This is a genomic window from Streptomyces flavochromogenes (assembly GCF_000717595.1).
GTDB classification, from domain to species: Bacteria; Actinomycetota; Actinomycetes; order Streptomycetales; family Streptomycetaceae; genus Streptomyces; species Streptomyces flavochromogenes.
On record NZ_JNZO01000043.1, the window covers coordinates 15,159 to 31,773 of the forward strand.

Genomic DNA, 16,615 nt, shown 5'->3' on the forward strand with positions numbered 1-16,615 from the left:
GGGCACCGGGACACCGACCTCGGTCCCGTCCTGGCCCAGCGCGGCACGCACTGGCCGCACGTGGACGTCGAGCCCCACCTCACCGCCTTCCACGAGCGGTGCGGCTTCCGGCCGACGGCGGCCGGCCTGATGGACCCGAGCGGGCCTCTCGCTCCCGTCGGCCCGCGCGGCTGAACCTCCGCGCTCCCGCCGTCGCGGCCGCGAGGAGCAGTACGGCGAAGACCGCCTGGCCCCAGGGCGGAGACGAGCCCTCCACCGCCGGTGCCACCCGTCGCCGTGGGTCGTAGGCGACCCGTACCTCCCCGCCGTCCGGGGCGATCCGGCGGTTCTCCGCCAGGGCCGACGGATAGCCGCCCGGGCAGCGCAGGGTGTGGCGGTACACGGTCCGCTCGCCGCCGCCCTCGCCGACCGATACGTGCCTCTCCTCGTGGACCTTCACCACGACGCAGTCCGCGACCGCCCCGCGCGAGGCCCACTGGTCGGCGGTGGCCACGGTGAGCAGCAGCGCGCCGACCAGCGCAAGCGCGCCCCAGAGGCCCATGACCCCGTCGACGAGCAGGTAGTAGGCCACGGCCGAGACGAGGACAGCCGCCCCGCCGACCGAGACCGCGACCGTGGTGGACGGCGCCGAGGCGCTCCCGAAGGACCAGGCCGACCAGGCGTAGACGGCCACCGCGCAGAACAGGGGCAGGAGCGTGGCCGGCCAGGGCCCCGCGCTCGCCCTTCTCCGCGCGCCCGACGAGCTCCCCGTCCCCGACGGACTCCCGGCACCCGTAGATGACATGAACATCACCCCCGCAGGGTGGGACGTCCGGCGGCCCCTCGCGGTTGCTCAGCCCTCCGCGTCGTCCGGCCACACCCCGATGTGGTCCTGCTCCAGTTCCAGGGCCACCCGGTGCTCCATGCCGAGCGCCTGCGTGTAGTCCGCCGGGAGCTGGAGCCGGCCCGCGCGGTCGAGCATCGCGTACTCCCGGGCCACCAGGGACTCCTTGCCCTGCTCGTCGACCTCCGTGCGGCGCAGGACCTCGGATGAGGTGCGGCCGTCGCGGATGGCGACCGTGCGGCGGACCTCGGAGGCGACCGCCTGGTCGTGGGTGACGATCACGATCGTCGTGCCCAGCTCCTCGTTGGCGCGGCGGAAGGCCGCGAAGACCTGCTCGCCGGTGGCCGAGTCCAGCTCGCCCGTCGGCTCGTCGGCGAGGAGCACGGCCGGGTTGTTGGCCAGGGCGACAGCGATCGCCACCCGCTGCTGCTGGCCGCCGGAGAGCTGGTGGGGCCGCCGGTCGCGGGCGTCCGCGATGCCCAGCAGGGCGAGGAGTTCCTCGGCGCGCTCCGCCTTGTGCTTCGCGCGACCCTTCAACTGCATGGGCAGTGCGACGTTCTGGGCGGCCGTCAGATAGGGAAGCAGGTTGCGGGCGGTCTGCTGCCAGACGAAGCCGACGACCTCGCGGCGGTAGCGCAGTCGCGCCTTGCCGTCCATTGCGAGCAGATCGGCCCCGGCGACCCGGGCCGCGCCGGCGGTCGGCACGTCCAGGCCCGCGAGGATGTTCATGAGCGTCGACTTGCCGGAGCCCGAGGCGCCGACCAGAGCCATCAACTCGCCCTCCTTCACGAGGAGATCGAGCCCCTGGAGGGCCTGCACCTCCACCCCGTCCGTGGTGAAGATCCGGACGAGGCGGTCGCAGGCGATGAGCGCGTCATGGCCGTACGAGGGCCGGTCGCGCCGCGCGGTCGCCTTCCGCTCCAGCTCCTCCAGGGTGGTGGGGTCGGAGGCGGACCCGGCCGCGCCGGCCCGGATCGACGTGTCGGTCTTCGTCATCGTGCGTCTCCTGCCCTGAGTTCCTTGATCGAGCCCTTGCGGCCCGCCCACCAGGCCTGTCCGGCCGCCGCCATCGCCGTGATCAGGACGACCGCGACCGCCGGTACCACCAGGGACCACGGGTCGGCCCGCAGCGGCGCGCTGTCCAGCGGGGCGAACCCCGGTGTCGTCGCGAGCGCGAGCCGGAACAGGTCGATGCCGGGGGCGAGCAGCGGCACCGTCGCCCAGCCGACGAGCGTGCCGCCGATCGCCGCGAGGACCGCCTGCGGCAGCGCCTCGAGACCGAGCAGCCGCCGGCCCTGCCTGCGGGTCAGGCCCATCGTCCGCAGCCGCGCGAGGAGCGTGGTCCGCTCCGGCGCGTTCTGCATCAGCGAGAGCAGCACGGCCACCACGGCGAACGCGGCGCCCGCGCCGATCGCGCCCAGGTACATCCGCTCGGCGCCCGACTGGAGCGGCGAGTCCACATAGCCGGCCCGTTCCTCGGTCCGCATCGACACCAGGAGCGCGTCGGACTCGGCCTTCACCGCCGCCCGCAGCGCGGCCCCGTCCTTCGGGCCCGTGACAAGCAGGGCCGTGTTCGTCCGGTGGGTGAGGTCGACGGCGTTGACCACGAGGAAGTCGGCACCCTGCAGGGCGGGGGTGTTCGACCGGACGGCGACGACCTTCACCCGGAACACCCCGGCCGCCGACACGATCTCCTGCGGCGTGCTGCCGAGCCGCTGGGCGACCGAGGGCGAGGCGATCGCGGGCAGCACCCGCTCCGTGTCCGCCGCGGCCTCCTTGCCGCCCTTGCCCGTCGATGCGAGCAGCGCCGCGGGGAACGGGCCGAAGCCGGTCCGCTGCGCGAGCCGGGTGTACGAGTCGGGCTCGACGCCCACGAGCGCCGAGCTCATCGGCTGGGCGGTGGTGCTCCGGGGGGAGGGCAGCGACACCCCGTACTCGACCTGCAGCGGCGCCACGTCCTGTACGCCCGCCGTCCCGCGCACCGCCTCGGTGAGGCCGGCCGGCACCGGGGTCCACTCGACCGAGCCGTCGATCCGGGCGTCCGCGCCGGTCGCGAGGAGCGAGGCCCGGTCGCGGGCGTCGGCGACGCCGGCCAGGACGGAGCCGCCGAAGGCGGCCGTGGTCAGGGCGAGGACGAGCGCGAGCAGGGGCAGGGTGCCCGCCGAGGACGTGCGTCCGGCGCGGGCCAGGGCCAGCGGCCCGACGGCCCCGCGCAGCCGACGGGCCGGACGGGCCGCCCACCGCAGGGGCAGCGGATAGATCCGTACGAGCACCATGGCGGCGATCAGGCCGACGAGCACCGGTGCGGCGCTCACCAGATGGTCCCCGGAGTCTCCGGTTCCCCGGAGCCGCAGCGAGGCGACCGCGCCCACGGCCAGGACGAGCAGGGTGATTTCGAGGACCGTACGGCGCCGGGAGGGGCGGGCGGTGAGCAGGTCGTCGCGACCGCCGTGCAGCCGCGGGCGCCGGTGCACGACGACGGCCCGCAGCGGCAGGACCAGCATCGCGACGAGGGCGACGCCGGAGGCCGCGAGGACCGAGGGGAGCAGCGGGATTCCACCGAACGCGCCCGCGGACCCGCCGTCCCGGCCCCGTACCGTCACCACCGCGAGCCCCAGCGCGAGCGCCGCGGCCGGTACGGCGACCGCCGAGGTCTCGCCGAGCAGTCGCAGCCCGATTCCGGTGAGCGAGGCGCCCCGGGAGCGGATCAGGGCCAGTTCGCTGTCCCGGCGGGCGACGAAGAGGCCGCCGGTCATGGCGAGGACGACCGCCGCGACCGCGCCGATCCCGAAGACGGCGACGGCCACGACCGGGTTGATCGCCTCGCGCATCGAACCGTACGAGTCGACGATCGAGTCGAGTTCGGTGGTCAGTGCACCGGTGGGTCCCACGACCTCGCGCATCCTGACCAGATCGGGGCCGCCGGCCGCCGAGTCGAGCGCCGCGCCCAGCCGGTCGGTGTCCCGTCCGGTGAGATGCGAGACGGTGGGCATGTACCGGAAGAAGACCTCCGGCTCACCGGTGGTGGAGAGCATGGCGGGCGCCGAGGTGGGGGAGAGCAGCAGCGCTCCCTGCCAGTAGTACTTGATCTCGTCGCCGACCAGGGGGGCGAGGGCCGGGGTGCGGAGCAGCGGCTCGACCGCCCAGTACGGGCCCTCGGGGTGGCGCGGCTCCACGATCCCGGTGATGGTCAGGGCGATCGGTTCCGCGCTGACCCGGCCCGGCACGTGCACGACGGAGCCGGGCTTCAGGCGCAGCGCCTCGGCGGTCTTCACGGTCACCGCCGCTTCCGGAGCACGGGCCGTGCCCGCGGGGAGGCGGCCCGCGCGCAGCGTGGTGTGTTCCGTCAGGCCGGACGGGGAGGAGAGGACGAACTCGGGGGAGATGCCGTCCGGCCGGGGGAGCCACGGGTCGAGCCCGTCGACCCGCTTGACCGTGCGCAGGCCGTGGACGGTCTGCTCGGGGTCGGTCCGCAGCGGCTCGGGCAGCAGGGCGCGCGTCGCGTCGCGCTGTTTCAGGAGCACGGCGGGGGCCAGGCCCGCCTCGCGCACGGGCAGGTCGAGTTCGAGTCCCGGCGGCTCGGCGGTCACTTCGAGGACGCTGTTGCGGGGTGCGGCGGTCCGGATGTCGTGCCGCAGGCCTTCGGTCTCGTACGCGTCCATGGCGCGTGGCAGGGCGGCCGCGAGGTAGCCGGTGACGAGGACGAGGGCGGCGAGGGAGGCGGCGGCCCAGGGCGCGGTCCGCAGCCGGGTCCGCACCCAGGGGGCGACGGCACGGGCAGGCTTCTCGGACCGGGACGACCGGGACGACCGGGGCGACCGGGACCGGGACATGTCGGGTGCCTTCCTGCGTACGGCGGGTGTGTCGGGGGTCTTCTTCCGGTGCGGGCCCTCGTCCGGGTGCTGCCCGGCCGTGCCGGACATCAGCTCTCCCCCTGGTGGCGCAGCGTCACGGCCGGGTCGGTGCGCCGCAGGGCGATCGCGGCGACCATGGCGAGCGGCAGCGCGGCGACGCCGGCGAGCAGCAGGGCCACCTGGCCGAGGGGCAGTTCGACAAGGACCGGGGGTACGGGCCGGGCGGCCTGGCCGGTCAGGACGACGAGCGGGACGACGGCCCGGGCGAGGACGGTGCCGAGTCCGATGCCGATGAGCAGGCCGATGCCGATGAGGAGCCCCTGTTCGGCGGCGATCAGCCGGGCGAGGCGGCGGCGTGGTGCGCCGAGTGCCCGCAGGACGCCGAACTCGGCGGAACGTTCCCGCATGGCGCCGGCCGAGCCGACCGCGAAGCCGACGGCGGCGAGTGCTGCCGCTGCGGCGGCGACCGCCATGAGCGCGGCGTTGGGGCCGGCGCCGAGCGGGTCGCCGAGCAGCTCGGCGGCGACCTCGTCGCGTACGAGGACCTGGGCGGGGTCGGCGTTGGGCCGGGCGCGCAGGGCGGCGGCGACGTCGTCGGCCCGGCCGGGTTCGACGGTCAGCCACCACTCGGTCGCCGCCACGGTCGAGGCCTCACCGGTGGACAGGTACTGGTTGACGGAGGCCAGGTCGAGGAGGATCGTGCCGCCGTCCTCGGGGGTGGCGACCGGGCTGGTCGCGGACGCGGCCTGGGCGCCGGGACCGGTGGTGGGCAGCTCCTCGACGACGCGGGAGACGGTGACGTCGATCCGGCGGCCGCCGAGGGCGACCTCGATCACGTCGCCGGGCCCGGCGCCGGCCGCCGTCATGAAGGTCCGGGTGGCCACGGCCGAGAGGCGGCCGGGCGCCTTGGGCCCGGGGGCCTTCATGCGGACGACGAACTCCTCGGCCGACCAGAACATCTCGCTCAGGGGCGTGCCGGAGACGGCGAAGGTGAGGACGTACGGGGCGGGGCGGCCGCCCGGGCCGGCGGCGCCGGGCACGCCGGAGGTGGGGACGGGGTTCTGGGGGTCGCCCTGCTTGGTCTGCTCGAAGGAGTGCGCCCAGGAGCCGAGGACCGCCCCGGGGGCGTGGACCTTCTCGCCGCCGTCCGCGCCGACGACACCGAACCGTTCCGCGTGGAGGGTCTGGGTGCCCTTCGAGTCGGCGGTGATCTCTCCGTTGAACTCCAGACCGACGAGGGTGAGCAGTCCGGCGGAGCCCCGGTCGCCCCCGGTGCTGCCGGGGCCCGCGGTCATGGCGCCGATGTTCAGGGTCAGCCGGTGCGTCCGGCCGTCGTCGGGCAGCGACCCCAGGGCCCGTCGGTAGGGGACGCCGTTCGGGTCCTCGAGGACCGCCGTGACCCGGGCGTCGCCCTTCCGGTCGGTGAGCCGAAGGTCGGCGGTGAGCGTCCGGGTGCCGGCGGGCAACGGGAGGCCGGGGCGGGTGGTGGCCTTGGGGGCCAGTGGGGAGAGGAGGGAGCGGGCGGGGACGTCGGCGAGGTCGGAGCGGAGCAGCATGCCGTCGGCGGCGTGACGGGTGTCCACGGCCAGGATGGTCGCGTTCTTGCCGGACAGGTCCATGGTGGTGCGGTGCACCGGGGCCACGGCGCGGACGCCGGGTACCTTGCCCAGCTGTTCGGTCTCGGTGGGCTCACCGGGGCCCGCGCTGAGGACGCGGACGGCCGCGCCGATGCGGAAGTCGGCCTGGTCGCGCTGCGAACGCTCCCAGGAACCGCTCTGTCCGATGGCCAGCATCCCCATCGCCACGGCGAGGACGAGCAGCAGGACGGGACCCGCGCCGCGCAGCGGCCGGCGGCTGAACTGCCAGCCGGCGAGGGCGGCGGAGAGCCCCCGTCCGCCCGCCGCGCGCCGCTCGGCGAGCTTGGCGGCGGGCGGCAGCAGACGCAGCGTCAGGACGGTGCCGGCGAGCAGGGCGAGGGCGGGCGCGGCGATGAGCACCGGGTCGATGGATCCGACGCCGTCCCCGTCCGTGCCGAGGGTGCCGCCCGCGGCGGCGGGCCGCTGCAACTGCCAGTAGGCGACGGCGGCGATGGCGAGCAGGCCGAGGTCCGCGCCGGCCCGTACGGGACCGGGCAGCGAGGCAGAGCGGGCTTTGCGCAGCGAGACGACGGAGCCGTCCCCGGCGGCGAGCGCGGGCGCGACGACGGCCGCCGCGCAGCACAGGGCGACCGCGGCGGCCACCAGCCAGACCTGGAGCGACGGGGTCGTGTCGAGCTGGACGCCGAAGGAGGAGAGCGCGGACCGCTCGGCGAAGAGCCGGGTCAGCGGTCCCGAGAGGAGCGGGGCCGCGATCGCGGCCGGCAGGGCGAGCAGCAGCGCCTCGGCGGCGGCGAGGCCGGCGATCCGGCGCCGCGAACCACCGCGGGCCCGCAGCAGCGCGGTCTCCCCGGACCGCTCGGTGCTGAGCAGCCGGGCGACGAGGAGCAGCGCGTACGCGGCGAGGAGGACCAGCTGGACGGCGACGATCAGCAGGGTGGAGCGGGAGACGAGCAGGGACCGCTGGGTCTGTTCCAGGAGGGTCGGCAGCGCGGTGGACGCGGCGACGGTCGTACCGAACCGGTCGGTGGCGCCGGCCAGCGCCTTAGGGCCCTCGGTCGCGGTGGCGCGCAGCGTGTCGATGCGGTCGGTGGTGAATCCGGTGAAGTCGGCGGAGCCCAGCCAGGCCGTCTCGCCGGTGGTCAGCGCGCCGGAGGTGATGACGGCCGGGTCGACCAGCAGCGGCCCGTACGTCGTGAACGCGACCGTCCGCACACCGCGGCCTCCGGCCGGATCCAGCTGCCAGTACAGGTCGCCGGTGTCGGCGGGCCGGTAGACGCCGGTGACCCTGGCCTTCAGCTTCCGGGCGTCGAGCCGGTCGGTGAGGTCGAGCACGGCTCCGGGAGCGACCTTCAGCCGTCGTGCGGCCTCCTCGGGCAGCGCCGTCTCCACGACACCGGCGCTGCGGGCGGCCGAGGGCCAGGCACCCTTGACGAGGGTGAGCCGCGAACGGTCGAGCGCGGCGAAGTGCGTCAGGTCTGGGTCGCCCTTACGGGCGGAGGGCGGCTGAAGACTCCGGGGCAGCGCGTACGGCCCCGAGCGCTCGACCCGCCGTACGGTCACGGGCAGCCCGTCGAAGGTCTTCCGCATCCCCTCCTGGACGGCCTCCTCGGCATCCGCCCGCTTGGCGGCGGACACCTGCCCGCTCACGAGCAGCGAGGCGGCGGCCGCGGAGCGCCCCCGCAGACCCGCCTGGAGCGCGGCGTCCCCGATCGTCCCGGAGAACGAGGCGAGGGTGGCGAGCACGGAGGTCGTCAGGAGTACGGCGAGCAGTGCCGCGGCGAGCAGCAGTCGGTGCGCCCTGACGCGCAGAAAAACGAACCCCGTCACCCATCCCCCTGGCCACCCTGATCACGGTGCGCACGTCGCACATGTGTCGAACGCCCCCGAAACTTCTCTCGGATGCTTTCAGAGTGCATGTGCCGCTGGAAACCGCTTGCGGGCCGACCTTGATCCGATCGTGACCGTTATTCGGGGTTCCGACTCCGGAATGTGTCCGTCCGTGGGGGCGGGAGGGGTGACGGGGTGGGGCGGGGGTGGGAACGGCGGCGACGACGGGAGCGTGAGGGGCCGTCAGCCGGCCGTGTTCACCATCGACGCCGCCGCGTACGTCAGATAGCGCCACAGTTCGGCCTCGTGCTCCGGGGCCAGGGCGAGGTCGTCCAGCGCCGCGCGCATGTGAAGGAGCCACGCGTCGTGGGCCGCCTGGTCCACGGTGAACGGAGCGTGGCGCATGCGCAGGCGCGGGTGGCCGCGGTGGTCGCTGTAGGTGCGGGGGCCGCCCCAGTACTGCATCAGGAAGAGCGCGAGACGCTCCTCCGCCGGGCCCAGGTCCTCCTCGGGGTACATCGGGCGGAGCAGCGGGTCCGCCGCGACGCCCTCGTAGAAGCGGCGGACCAGACGGCGGAAGGTCTCCTCGCCGCCGACCTGCTCGTAGAAGGTCTGCTCCTGCACTGTTTCCCCGGGAATCTCGTTCACCATTCCATCGTCTCAGATGCCCCGCCCTAGGACTTGAGGTCCAGGACCGCTCGCCGGGGCCCCCGGGCGGCGGGACAGTGGAGGCATGGGTGAGCGGCGGGACGAGTTCGCCGAGGCCGGCGCGCGGGCGCGACAGGCGCTCGTGCGGGAGATCGAGGCCGAGGGCGTGCCGGCCGACGCCCACTGGCGGCAGGCCTTCGCCGAGGTCCCGCGCCATCTCTTCGTGCCCTACTACTACGTGCCCGGCACCGGCGGCTACGAGCGGCTCTGGTCCGGCGACCCCGAGCCCGAGCGGCGGGACCGCTGGCTGAGCGGGGCCTACGCGGACACCGCGATCGCCACCCGGGTACGGGACGGGGAGCTGGTCTCCTCCGCCAGCCAGCCCTCCCTGATGGCCCTGATGCTCGACGCCCTCGACGTCCGCGAGGGCGACGACGTCCTGGAGATCGGCGCCGGGACCGGCTACCACGCCGCCCTGCTCTGCCACCGCCTCGGCGAGGAGCACGTGACCACCGTCGACCTGGACGCGGAGATCGCCGAGTCCGCCCGGACCCATCTGGCCGCCGCCGGGTACCGGCCCGCCGTGGTCGCCGCCGACGGCGCCCGCGGCTGCCCGGAGCGCGCCCCCTTCGACCGGATCGTGGCGACCTGCGCGATCCCCTCGGTCCCGTACCCGTGGCTCGCCCAGTGCAGGCCCGGCGCCCTGGTGCTCGCCCCGCTCTCCACCGGGCTCCTGCTGCTGCGGGTGCGCGATGCCACCCATGCGGAGGGACGGTTCCTCGCGACCTCGGCGTACTTCGTGGCGCTGCGTGGCGTCGCGGGACGGGCCCCGCGCCAGGGCCCGGCCGGGGACGAGCGTTTCCGCTTCTTCTGGGGGCTGGTCGACCAGGCCCTGGACAGGAACGAAGCGCTCTCGCTCTGGCTGCGCGAGGGGCGGCCGGAGCGGGAGCGCTTCGGTGTGACGGTCAGCGGCGAGCGGCAGTGGGCCTGGCTGGACGACCCCGGAGGACCGTACGCCTGGCCGCTGCTCCGCGAGGGAATCAGCCCACGCGGATCGTGATCGTCGTCCAGGCGCCGACGTGCACCCGGTCGCCGTCCTGGAGCTGGACGGGGACGTAGGGCTGGATCGGCTCCTCGCCGCCGTTGATCGTGGTGCCGTTGGTGGAGTTCTGGTCCACCACCGCCCACGAACCGTCCGGCTGCTGCACGAGCACGGCGTGCTGATGCGAGACGCCCGGGTCCTCCGGCGGCACCGCCAGGTCGATGTCCGGGGACTCGCCGGTGGAGTGCCGGCGGCGGCCGATGGAGATCTGGTTGCCCTGGAGCGGCAGGTGCTTGTCCGGCGAGTACGCGGGCAGGTTCAGCCCACCGGCCTCCGGGCCGCTGCGCTGCATCATCGCCATGAAGTACTCGCGGTCCGGACCGATGACCGCGGTCCAGGTCAGCGGCTGCCGCGGCGGCTGGAACTGCTGCTGCGGGGGCGCCTGGAACTGCTGCTGCTGCGGGGGTGCCATGTGCTGCGGGGGCCCCTGGTGCTGCTGCGGCTGCGGCGGTGCCTGGTGCTGCTGGGGCGGTGCCTGGTGCTGCGACGGCGGCGAGAGCACCCAGTCGTCGTCCGCACGCGGCTGCGGAGGTGCGGGCGGCGCCGGGGCCTGAGCGCCCGGGGGCGCGGACGGCGGAGCCGACGGGGCCTGGAGGTACGCCGGAGGCGCGGGCGGCTGCTGACCGGGCGGACCGAAGGGGTCGCCCTGACCGGCGGCGCCGGGCGGCTGCTGCTGCGCCGGCGGGCGCTGCGGCGGGGCCTGGTGGTGCGTGGGGTCGCCGCCCAGCGGTTCGGCGGGGCGGTTCACCTGCGAGGGCCGCGAGCCCTGGTAGCCGAAGGGGTCCTGCCCGGGAGGCGGTCCCTGCTGCCCGTGCGGACCCTGCGGCCCGGGCTGCTGCCCCGGGTGGCCCGGCTGGGGTCCCGGCGGGGGCGGCGGCGTGGACTGGAAGCCCGGCGGCAGGTTCAGGCCGGGCGGAGGGCCCGCCGGGCGCTGCGCGGACGGCACGTTCTGCGGGGCCACGGGCGTGTACGAGGTCGCCGTGTTCGTGAGGAAGTTCCAGCGGCACTCCTCGCAGAACGGCGCCATGTGCTCGCGCGGCGTCCGGCACTGCGGGCAGAGCTCGGCCTGGGCCGTCGCGTTCGGGTCGCCGCCGTGGCCGAAGCCACCGGGAGCACCGGGTGCGTCGTAGCCACCGGGGCCACCGGGGCCGGGATATCCGTACGCGGGGGGCGGCGGCGGGGGAGGCGGCGGTACGGCACCCGTCGGCGCACCCGCCCCGGCCATGCGATGGCCGCAGACCTCGCACCAGTCGTCGGAGACCGACTGGTGTCCGTTCGGGCAGGTCGGCATGTCGGTGCTTCCCCCTCTCGTCGTCCGGCCCGTGGCCGGGCTACCTCTTGACGCGAACGGTCTTGGTGGAGCGGGTCTCGAGTGTCATCTCGTCCGCTTCCGCGACCTTCGCCTTCAAACGCACAGTACCGGTCGCCGCATCGACGACGTCGACCACCTTCGAAAGGAGTTTCGCCGTATCCGCGTTGCCGGAGGCCGCCGCGAGCTGCACGGCGCGGCCCAGTTTCGCCGTCGCGCCGTCGTGATCGCCCGATTTGCGGGCATCCAACCCCTGCTGGATGACGTCCGCGAGCTCGGCCTGGCCCGTGTAGTGGGCGACCTGCGGATTGATCGACGTCGACATCGCCAGGTCGTCGGTCCACACCGCCCGTACCAGTCCTTGGGACAGCGGCTTCGGATCGCCGCCCAGCGGGTCCGGCGCGATCAGGGAGACCCTGGCCGCCAGCATCTCCTGGCCGATCGCGGCCTGCGGGACCCGCACGCTCACGTGGTAGTCGCGGGACTCGTCGCCCCAGGAGCCCGTGGGGTAGTCCCCGGCGCGCGGTCCGGCCTCCGTACGGCGCCCGGTCAGGTCCTCGACCGTCGGCGCCACCTGCTTCACATAGGCGATCTCCACCCCGACCGGGGTCCACAGCCGCAGTGAGACGTCCGCCACGCCCTTGCCCATCGCGTGCTCCATCATCGCCGTGAAGTCGGCGGTGAGGGCGGCAGGGTCGGCGACGATGTCGGCGGAACCGAGGAGCGCCGAGGCGATCCCGGTGACCTCCTTGACCTCCCAGTCGGTGCCCACCCCCCGCGCGTCACAGGTGAAGCGGCCGGCGCAGGCGTCGAGCGCGGCCCGCAACTCCTCCGGCGTCTCGTGCTCGTTGCGGCCGTCGGTGAGCAGGATGCCGTGCCGGATGGCGGGGCCGGCCGTGGAGAGCAGCCGGTCCGCGAGCCGCAGCCAGCTGCCGATGGCCGTGCCGCCGCCCGCGCTCAGCCGGCGCAGCGACTCCTTGGCCTCGGCCCGGGTCCTGGCGTCGGCGACGGCGAGCCCGCCGTTCCCCGGGTAGACCTCCTTCGCGACGTGCGTACCGGCGACGACGGCGAAGGCCGTGCCGTCGCGCAGGGTGTCGACGGCGGCGGCGGTCGCCTCACGGGCGCCGCGCATCTTGGTGGCGGGGAAGTCCATCGAGCCGGAGCAGTCGACCATGATCACGACGCCGGCCGTGCCGCCGCCCGCCGTGGCGAGCGGCTGCCGTCCGGTGGTGCCGCCGCCGGTCGAGGTGACCGTGATGATCGCGCTGACGTCCCGGCCGCCCTCGGGCAGGAACTCGTTCTGGTAGACGTCCACAGAGAACTGCGGCACGGTCGACTTGGAGAAGTTCGCCATTCGTTACGGCTCCTCGGACAACAACGGTCGATCGGTGGAGGGACGGGGGGATCGGCGGCCGCTCAGGCGGATCCTGCCCCTTGGGGAGTGACGGTGAACGGCACGAGCGCGACCGTGATGTTGTCGTGGCCTCCGCCGTCCAGGGCGTGGCCGACGAGGACCTGGGCGCTGTGCAGCGGTCGGTCGGAGGCGTCGGCCGGGACGACCCTGGCCATGTCGTCGGCGCCCTCCGCGTAGTTCCACAGGCCGTCCGTGCAGACGACGACCACGCCGGACCGGTCGGGCTTGAACGCGGCCGTGTGCGGCTCCAGTTCGTACGCGTCGGCGCCGAGCCAGCCGGTGATCGCGTGGGCGCGCTCGTCCGCGTACGCCTCCGCCTCGTTCATCAGGCCGGCCGAGACCATCTGCGCGGCCCACGAGTCGTCCTCGGTGAGCCGGGCGGCCGGGGTGGCCCGGTCGTCCGGCACCCAGTAGACGCGGCTGTCGCCGACCCAGCCGACGACGAGCAGGCCGTCGGCGACGACGGAGCCCACGATGGTGCAGGCCGGGGCGTTGCGGTGGCGGTGCGGTTCGTGCTCGGAGCCGTCCTGACCGGGCTCCTCCGCGAGGGAGTTGACGGCCTCGGCGGCGGCCACGATCGCCTCGTGCATGGCCTGCTGCGGGTGCGTTCCCCGGGGCAGCGCGGCGAGCAGCGAGGCGCCGGCCGCCTCCGCGGCGGCCGCGGACGCCTCGTCGGGCCGGGTCGCGGAGGACACCCCGTCGCAGACGATCGCGAGGGTGGCGGGGGAGCCGTCGGGGAGCGTGGTCGCCGATACGGCGAACGCGTCCTCGTTGCGGTGATGGCGCAGTCCCCGGTCGGAGACGGCGGCGACGCTGCCGAGCTCCCGCTCCATGTGGTCGCGCTCGCGGGGCTGCGCGTGCCCGCAGTTCTCGCAGTAGCCGTCGGTGTCCACCCGCCCGGCCCGGCAGGCCACGCACAGGGCGGAGCCGGGGGCGGCGGCGGCCGGATCCGCGGCCGGAGCCGCCGGGGCGGGCGCCGGTGCGGGGGAGGGCGCGGCCGACGGCGCGGGTGCGGCCGGCGCCGGGTCCACCCGTACCGCCGCACGCGGGTCCGGAGCGGCCAGCTCGAAGTCGCCGCTGCCCGTCGTGGTCCGCCCCGCGGGGTCGGCACCGGGCGGCACCGGCCCGTCCGTGCGGACCGCCATCGTGGGCAGGTCGCGGCCACCGGAGTCGGTGCCGGGAAGGTCGCCCGGGTGCTGGGTGGCGGTCGACAGCGAACCGGGGTCCCGGGGCGGGGCGTCCGGCCAGGCCACGGGGGTGCCGATGGCCACGGTCGGGCGGTCCGGCTCGACCCCGGCGACCGGCACGGCCGTCAGGTCGTAACCGCACGCCCCGCAGAACCGGTCACCCGACTCCAGGGGCTCCGCGCAGTCCGGGCAGACGGTGAGGCCGTGCGACGGCTTCGGCTTCTGGGACATCCTCACACCCACGTCCGGGGGCGGAAGCGGTTGGCCCGCTCCACCAGTTCGATCCTCTCCTCGCCCTGCTGGGCGAGCCGGGCCAGCACCCGGTACGAGCGTTCGAGGCCGAAGCGCAGTCCGCGCTCGTCCAGTTCACTCCCGAGCAGCAGCGCGCCGCCGCCCGGTTCCGCACCGGGACTCCCGGAGAGTACCCAGTCGAGGGCGGTCCCGAGGACCTCCGTCGACAACTGCTCCCGGCGCACGGCGTCCAGACCGAAGCCCTGGAGCGCCGAGACCTGCGCGGCGGCCGCCGTCAGATCGGCGGCGAGCGGCTCCCACGCCGGGCGCCGCCGCAGCCGCGCCCGCACGGTCGCGACCCGCGCCGCCGTGTAGTGGATCGAGGCCTCCGGAACGGACTCCAGCGTCTGTACGGCTCCGATCCGGTCCCCGGCCGCGAGCTGCACCCGGGCGAGGCCGAAGGCGGCGCTGACGAAGCTCGGGTCGGTGGCCCACACCAGGCGGTAGTACTCGGCGGCGTTGTCCAGCTGGCCCAGCACCTCGGCGCAGATCCCGAGGGCCAGCTTCGGCGAGGGCTCGCCGGGGAAGGCGTCGTAGACCGCGTCGAAGGCGAGCGCCGCGTGTTCGTGGTCACCGGTCACCAGGGAGGCGACGCCCCGGTACCAGACGACCCGCCAGTCGTCCGGGTCCCGCTCCTCGAGGCCGGCCAGGGTCCGGGCGGCTGACGGCAGGTCGCCCAGCTCCAGCTCAGCCCGCAGGGTCCGCAGCCGCAGCTCGGCGGAGGGCGCGGGTGCGGCCTGCAGCGCGGCGAGCAGCTCGCCGGGCGCGGCGGCGGCGAGACCGGCGAGGAAGCCGGCGTTGGGGTCGCCCGTGTCGACGCGCGGGACGGGCAGCGCGAGCGCGGTGGCGGGCGTGTCGAGCGGCGCGAGCAGCTCCCCGAGCCCGGGCGTCGCCCCCGGAGTCACGGCACCGGGTCCGGCGGGCAGCGCGGCCCCGGGCACGGCACCCGGCAGCGCGGCCCCGGGCCCGGAGCCGTACGCGGCCCCCGGAACGGCGGCGGGCGGCGCGGACCGCTTGCGTCCCCGTCGGGCCCCGAGCAGCGACACGTCCTCCGTCGGTTCGGCGAACAGGGCCGTGTCCGTGACCCGTACCTCCGTGCCGAACAGCGTCGACAGCGCGGGCCGCGGCCGCCCCGACTGGAGCGCCACGACCTCCCGCAGCACACCCGTCAGCTGCTCCGCCATCTCCTGCGCGGAGGCGAACCGGCGTGCCGGGTCCGGGTCCGTGGCGCGGACCAGGAAGCGGTAGAACGACTCGTACGTCCGGAAGACCGCGATGTTGTCCGGGTCGGGCAGCGAGTCCAGGAAGACGTTCGTGTAGCCCTGGAAGTCGAAGGTCATCACCGCGAGGGTGCGCGCCACCGTGTACAGGTCGCTCGCCACCGACGGCCCGACCTCGGCCACCTCCGGTGCCTGGTAGCCGACGGTGCCGTAGATCGCGGACTCTTCGTCGTCCATCCGCCGGACCGCGCCCATGTCGATGAGCTTCAGCTGGTCCTCGGTCTGGATGGCGTTGTCGACCTTGAAGTCGCAGTAGAGGAGGTTGCGGCTGTGCAGGTGGCCGAGGGCCTCCAGGGCCTCGATCCCGTACGCGCAGGCCTGCTCGACCGGCAGCGGATCGCGGCGGCCGTCCGGGGTGCGCCGGTCGTTGGCGATCTCCTTGAGGGACTTGCCGCCGACGTACTCCATGACGATGTAGCCGTCCATGGAGCCGGTGCGCTGGTCGAGGTGCTCGACGAAGTTGTAGATGCGGACGATGTTGGAGTGCTCGATCTCGGCGAGGAAGCGGCGTTCGGAGATCGCGGCGGCCATGGCGTCCTGGTCGCCGGTGTCGAGGAGGCCCTTGAGGACGACCCAGCGGTCGGAGACGGCGCGGTCGACGGCGAGGTAGATCCAGCCGAGGCCGCCGTGCGCGAGGCAGCCCGCGACCTCGTACTGGCCGTGGACGATGTCCCCGCCGCGCAGCTTCGGCACGAAGGAGTACGGGTGCCCGCACTTGGTGCAGAAGCCCTCCGTACGGCCCGGCCGCTCACCGCGCGAACGGCCCACCGGTGCGCCGCAGTCGGAACGGGAGCAGAAACGCTTCCGCTCGGGAACCTCGGCGTTCTCCATGACCGCCGCCCGCGGGTCCGGACGCGGCACCTCGGGAATCGACACCAGACCGGCGCCCAGCCGGTTGCGGGCGGACTGACCGGTCGACGAACCGGAACTGCGCACCGACACCGAGCGGGACGTGGAGGCCCCGGAGAGCGAGCGCGAGAGCCGCCCGGAGACCGAACGGCGGGAGGTCGACGAACGCGACGAGGCCCGCGAGGACGCCCGCGAACTGCTCCGCGACGAGCTGGAGTCCGGACCCCCGACAACGGAGCCCCCAGCGACCCCGCTGCCCGTGCCCGTGCCTCTCCCCGGCACGGCCACCCCCGTGGGCGTCGAGCCGATGAGCCCTCCGGCCGCGACCACCGGGGCGAGGCCGCAGGTGTCGCAGTACAGCTCGCCGCCTCCCATGTCCTCGTACGAACCCTCGCACGAAGGACGCTGACAGCTCCCCACGCCCGTCTCCCCG

General features: G+C 74.9%; 11 protein-coding genes. 2 read left to right on the forward strand and 9 right to left on the reverse strand.

From position 1 onward, the window contains the following. Nucleotides 1–79: 79 nt before the first annotated feature. From IF00_RS0136745 to IF00_RS0136765, 5 genes are all read right to left on the reverse strand, one after another. Entirely contained in the window at nt 80–673 is a 594-nt protein-coding gene (locus tag IF00_RS0136745; protein WP_030325792.1) for a hypothetical protein, read from the reverse strand. A 159-nt stretch (nt 674–832) separates the two neighbouring features. Next, nucleotides 833–1,819 (reverse strand): ABC transporter ATP-binding protein, encoded by a 987-nt coding sequence (locus IF00_RS0136750; RefSeq protein ID WP_030325795.1) that lies wholly within the window; start codon nt 1,817–1,819, stop codon nt 833–835. Next, on the reverse strand, nt 1,816–4,656 hold the full coding sequence (locus tag IF00_RS0136755) for an FtsX-like permease family protein (protein WP_030325797.1): 2,841 nt from the start codon (nt 4,654–4,656) through the stop codon (nt 1,816–1,818). The genes IF00_RS0136750 and IF00_RS0136755 overlap by 4 nt, the downstream gene beginning before the upstream one ends. A gap of 89 nt (nt 4,657–4,745) precedes the next feature. Beyond that, the gene (locus IF00_RS0136760) at nt 4,746–8,102 is read right to left on the reverse strand and encodes an FtsX-like permease family protein (protein WP_030325799.1); all 3,357 of its coding nucleotides are present in this window, start codon (nt 8,100–8,102) and stop codon (nt 4,746–4,748) included. A 243-nt stretch (nt 8,103–8,345) separates the two neighbouring features. Continuing rightward, nucleotides 8,346–8,750, reverse strand: a complete 405-nt coding sequence (locus IF00_RS0136765; protein WP_030325801.1) for a globin — start codon at nt 8,748–8,750, stop codon at nt 8,346–8,348. An 85-nt stretch (nt 8,751–8,835) separates the two neighbouring features. Here IF00_RS0136765 and IF00_RS0136770 point away from each other — a divergent pair, with 85 nt between their 5' ends. Further along, complete coding sequence (locus IF00_RS0136770; RefSeq protein WP_030325803.1) at nt 8,836–9,810, forward strand: methyltransferase domain-containing protein; 975 nt, start codon at nt 8,836–8,838, stop codon at nt 9,808–9,810. Here IF00_RS0136770 and IF00_RS0136775 read toward each other — a convergent pair. From IF00_RS0136775 to IF00_RS41830, 4 genes are all read right to left on the reverse strand, one after another. After that, nucleotides 9,791–11,143 carry an FHA domain-containing protein gene (locus IF00_RS0136775; RefSeq protein ID WP_030325805.1) on the reverse strand — a complete coding sequence of 451 codons (1,353 nt, stop codon included), beginning with the start codon at nt 11,141–11,143 and terminating at the stop codon, nt 9,791–9,793. The two genes, IF00_RS0136770 and IF00_RS0136775, sit on opposite strands and share 20 nt — an antisense overlap. 40 nt (nt 11,144–11,183) lie before the next feature. Beyond that, nucleotides 11,184–12,515, reverse strand: a complete 1,332-nt coding sequence (locus IF00_RS0136780; RefSeq protein WP_030325807.1) for a vWA domain-containing protein — start codon at nt 12,513–12,515, stop codon at nt 11,184–11,186. A gap of 62 nt (nt 12,516–12,577) precedes the next feature. Continuing rightward, a complete protein-coding gene (locus tag IF00_RS0136785) occupies nt 12,578–13,993 on the reverse strand; it encodes a PP2C family protein-serine/threonine phosphatase (RefSeq protein WP_030325809.1) in 1,416 nt (471 codons plus the stop codon). Between the two features lie 2 nt (nt 13,994–13,995). Then, nucleotides 13,996–16,275, reverse strand: a complete 2,280-nt coding sequence (locus IF00_RS41830; protein WP_063740715.1) for a tetratricopeptide repeat protein — start codon at nt 16,273–16,275, stop codon at nt 13,996–13,998. A 10-nt stretch (nt 16,276–16,285) separates the two neighbouring features. Here IF00_RS41830 and IF00_RS48140 point away from each other — a divergent pair, with 10 nt between their 5' ends. Beyond that, nucleotides 16,286–16,591, forward strand: a complete 306-nt coding sequence (locus IF00_RS48140) for a hypothetical protein (protein ID WP_051820798.1) — start codon at nt 16,286–16,288, stop codon at nt 16,589–16,591. The last annotated feature ends 24 nt before the right edge of the window (nt 16,592–16,615 follow it).

Coding starts and splice junctions, on each gene's coding strand:
- IF00_RS0136780 (WP_030325807.1), bottom strand. CDS start 12,515: ATGGCGAACTTCTCCAAGTCGACCGTGCCGCAGTTCTCTGTGGACGTC.
- IF00_RS0136750 (WP_030325795.1), bottom strand. CDS start 1,819: ATGACGAAGACCGACACGTCGATCCGGGCCGGCGCGGCCGGGTCCGCC.
- IF00_RS0136755 (WP_030325797.1), bottom strand. CDS start 4,656: ATGTCCCGGTCCCGGTCGCCCCGGTCGTCCCGGTCGTCCCGGTCCGAG.
- IF00_RS0136770 (WP_030325803.1), top strand. CDS start 8,836: ATGGGTGAGCGGCGGGACGAGTTCGCCGAGGCCGGCGCGCGGGCGCGA.
- IF00_RS0136775 (WP_030325805.1), bottom strand. CDS start 11,143: ATGCCGACCTGCCCGAACGGACACCAGTCGGTCTCCGACGACTGGTGC.
- IF00_RS0136785 (WP_030325809.1), bottom strand. CDS start 13,993: ATGTCCCAGAAGCCGAAGCCGTCGCACGGCCTCACCGTCTGCCCGGAC.